Source organism: Oligella sp. HMSC09E12, from assembly GCF_001808505.1.
In the GTDB taxonomy this organism is placed as follows: domain Bacteria; phylum Pseudomonadota; class Gammaproteobacteria; order Burkholderiales; family Burkholderiaceae_B; genus Oligella; species Oligella urethralis.
This window is the reverse complement of sequence record NZ_KV793592.1, coordinates 1-528: the sequence shown is the minus strand read 5'-3', so window position 1 is coordinate 528 and position 528 is coordinate 1. Positions and strand designations below refer to the sequence as shown.

The 528-nt window shown below is 39.8% G+C and carries 1 rRNA gene; it reads left to right on the top strand.

The window, feature by feature from the left end:
- Positions 1-389: 389 nt before the first annotated feature.
- Positions 390-528 (top strand): 16S ribosomal RNA (locus tag HMPREF3179_RS08065); the annotation flags it as partial.

Below are 528 nucleotides of genomic sequence, written 5' to 3'. Positions count from 1 at the left end.
CTAAAATTTATTTTCAAATATTTTTAAAAATGTGTTGACAAATAGATTTAGATGATTCATAATTTAAATCTTTGCTGCTCACGAAGCAGCGCTGATGGCAACAAGCTAAGCGATTCGCTAGGATGGTTTAACTGGTTGAAATCAACCACGTGTTCTTTAACAATTTAAACAACCGATAAGTGTGGGCACTTAACATGGTGAGCGACCGCCGTTTCACGACGGTGAGCGAAATAAATTATGTTTTAAGTGCTTATGCTTAAGTTATGAAGAAATAGTAAGGTTATATCCTTGTGTGATATGAACTGTTTTATTTCTTTTGAGTACTAAAGTAATTAAGCGAAGATAGGTAGTTGCTACGGTGATTATCTATCGCAGTCAATGCAGAGATTAAACTGAAGAGTTTGATCCTGGCTCAGATTGAACGCTAGCGGGATGCTTTACACATGCAAGTCGAACGGCAGCATGAGAGAGCTTGCTCTCTTGATGGCGAGTGGCGGACGGGGGAGTAATGTATCGGAACGTGCCCGG